Genomic DNA, 2597 nt, shown 5'->3' with positions numbered 1-2597 from the left:
GCGCTCGAGGGCCCCCTCGAGCGCGACCGTCCACTCGTCGGCCGCCGGATCCAGCGTCTCGTTGCGGTGGCAGACGTAGTGGTCCTCGATCGGCGTGAGCCAGTTCGCGTACGTCGCTCGATCGGCCGCGCCGACGACCCGATACCGGTCCTCGAGATCGGTGACGGCCTCGGTGCCGGGTTTCCGATCCAGGATCGCGTCGACCTCTCGTCGTCGGTTCTCGCTACGCTCGGCGTTCGACATGGCGGACCCACACCGCCGACTGCGATAAATATGGGTGGTGGTACCGATCAGCGCAAAATCCGGTGGCGCTACCGGTACCGAGCGGAACCGCGCCGAGCGCACCTACGGCGCACTATCCACGATCACGTGCTGGACGTGGACGAACTCCGCGAACGACATCGGCGCTCGCCCCTCGATCTTCTGGTGGACCTCCTTGGCGTCCATCTCGATCTCGAGGTGACTCTCCACCGCGTCCACGTCGAGCACCGCCGTCGACATCCCCAGGAGAAGATGCTCGAGCGCCATCGTGACGATCGTCTCCGGATCCGGCGTCCCCTCGGCGAGGGACTGAATCTCGGCCGCTTCCTCGAGGGTCAGTTCGGGCGAGTCACCGGCGGTCAGCGCCTCGAGCGTCTCTGTCTCGAGGTCGGTTTCGCTCGCGACTGCCGCGGGGCCGCGGTCGTCGACGATCGCTGCGAGCTCGTCCTCGTACTCGGCCCGGAGCTCGGCGGGCGAGTCGGGGACGGTCATCCGTTGTTCGTAGAACATACCGGACACGACGGGAATACGGCAAAAAGGTGTTGTGACCTCCACTGATCGGTACGGTGGCTCCTCTCGTCTTCGCTCGGACTCGGAGCTCGGCGGTCGGTGGTCGGTGGTCGGCAGTCGGCCGCCCGCCCGTGTGAGTTGATACAATCCCCATATCGGCTCACCGGAACGTTCAACAGGACCCACTCAAATGGAAGTGATATGAAAGTTGCCCTGATCGGAGTCGGTCAGGCCGGTGGGAAGATCACCGAACGGCTCGCCCGGTTCGACGCGGACATGGGTTTCGGGGCCGTTCAGGGTGCGCTGGCCATCAACTCCGCGGACGCAGACCTCCAGTCGCTCGACATCGTCGACACGCAGCTGATCGGTGCCGACCGCGTTAACGGCCACGGCGTCGGCGGCGACAACGAACTCGGCACGGAAGTCATGCAGTCGGATATCCAGCAGGTCCTCGGCTCGCTCGACGGCCGCGTCACCTCGAAGTCGGAAGCGATCTTCGTGGTCGCCGGCCTCGGTGGCGGCACCGGAAGCGGCGGCGCGCCCGTGCTCGTCCACCACCTCCAGCAGGTCTACGACGTCCCGATCTACGCGCTCGGCGTCCTGCCCGGACGCAACGAAGGGTCGCTCTACCAGGCCAACGCCGGCCGCTCCCTGAAGACGCTCCTCCGGGAGGCCGATTCGACGCTGCTGATCGACAACGACTCGTGGCACGAACAGGGCGAGAGCGTCGAGGGGGCCTTCGAGACGATCAACGAGAAGATCGCCCAGCGGGTCGGCCTGCTGTTCGCCTCCGGCGAGGCCATCGAGGGCGTCGGAGAAAGCGTCGTCGACTCGAGCGAGGTAATCAACACCCTCCGCGCGGGCGGCGTCGCGGTGCTCGGCTACGCGACCGAAATCGCGAGCGAGGACAGCGGCGAGAACATCACCACCGCGATGAGCGTCTCGAGACAGGCGCTGTTGACGGGGACGAGTCTGCCGGACGCGACGACGGCCGACTCGGCGCTGCTCGTCATCGCTGGCCGCCCCGACGCGATCCCCCGCAAGGGCGTCGAGAAGTCCCGGCGCTGGCTCGAGGACGAGACCGGTGGCATGCAGGTCCGCGGTGGGGACTTCCCGCTGGATAGCGACCGCCTCGGCGCGCTGGTCTTACTCGGCGGCGCGGAGCGATCCGATCGGATCGAGGCGTTCATGGAGCGCGCTCGCGAGGCGACGGACGCCCAGGAAACGGAATCGACGGACCACGCCGACCAGTTCGCCGACGATCGGCTCGAGAACCTCTTCTAGACGATTCTGAACCGTCGGAAGGGCTTTTTACTTCGGGTTCCCTGACAGTCACAATGACCGAGGAGTGGACCGGCGGGATCGTCACGGACCGCGGTGGTGACGGCCCGCCGACCGTCGCGGAGTGGGAACCGGTTTCGGTCCCCGGACGACCCCCGGCGTTCGCCGGAGCGGGACCGATCGCCTACCGAACGCGGTTTCCGGACCCTCGAGACGACGAGACCGAACGCGCGATGCTCGAACTCCGCGGGGCCTACGACCGCGCGGAAATCTGGCTGAACGGCACGCGTCTGGCCACTCACGAGCCACACTTCGTGCCGGCCAGCCTCGAGTTCGATCCCCGACCCGCGAACGAACTGATCGTCGTCTGCGAGCGGCCCGAGTCGTTCGCGGGCATCTACGGGACCGACGCGGTTCCCGACCGGCTCGGAACGCCCGGTATCTGGTGGAGCCTCGAGGTCGAATCACGGCCCCGGACGCTTCTTCGGCAGTTCCAGGCGCGGCCGCGACTGGGCGCGGCCCGGGACGCGTCCGCGAGCGCGGCG

The 2597-nt window shown here is 67.5% G+C and carries 2 protein-coding genes and 2 pseudogenes; 2 read left to right on the top strand and 2 right to left on the bottom strand.

Annotated features, from left to right (window positions below):
• Together PGX04_RS01135 and PGX04_RS01130 are read right to left on the bottom strand one after the other, a co-directional pair.
• Positions 1–243, bottom strand: a pseudogene (locus PGX04_RS01135) (molybdopterin-binding oxidoreductase); the annotation flags it as partial.
• 102 nt (positions 244–345) lie between these two features.
• The gene (locus PGX04_RS01130; RefSeq protein ID WP_273736830.1) at positions 346–771 is read right to left on the bottom strand and encodes a DUF5791 family protein; all 426 of its coding nucleotides are present in this window, start codon (positions 769–771) and stop codon (positions 346–348) included.
• Positions 772–972: 201 nt separating this feature from the next.
• Here PGX04_RS01130 and PGX04_RS01125 point away from each other — a divergent pair, with 201 nt between their 5' ends.
• Positions 973–2055: a tubulin/FtsZ family protein gene (locus tag PGX04_RS01125; RefSeq protein WP_273736829.1), complete on the top strand. Its 1083-nt coding sequence runs from the start codon at positions 973–975 to the stop codon at positions 2053–2055.
• A 53-nt stretch (positions 2056–2108) separates the two neighbouring features.
• Positions 2109–2597, top strand: a pseudogene (locus tag PGX04_RS01120) (glycoside hydrolase family 2 protein); the annotation flags it as partial.

This window comes from Natrinema soli (assembly GCF_028618695.1).
This window is presented reverse-complemented; position numbering and strand designations above follow the sequence as displayed.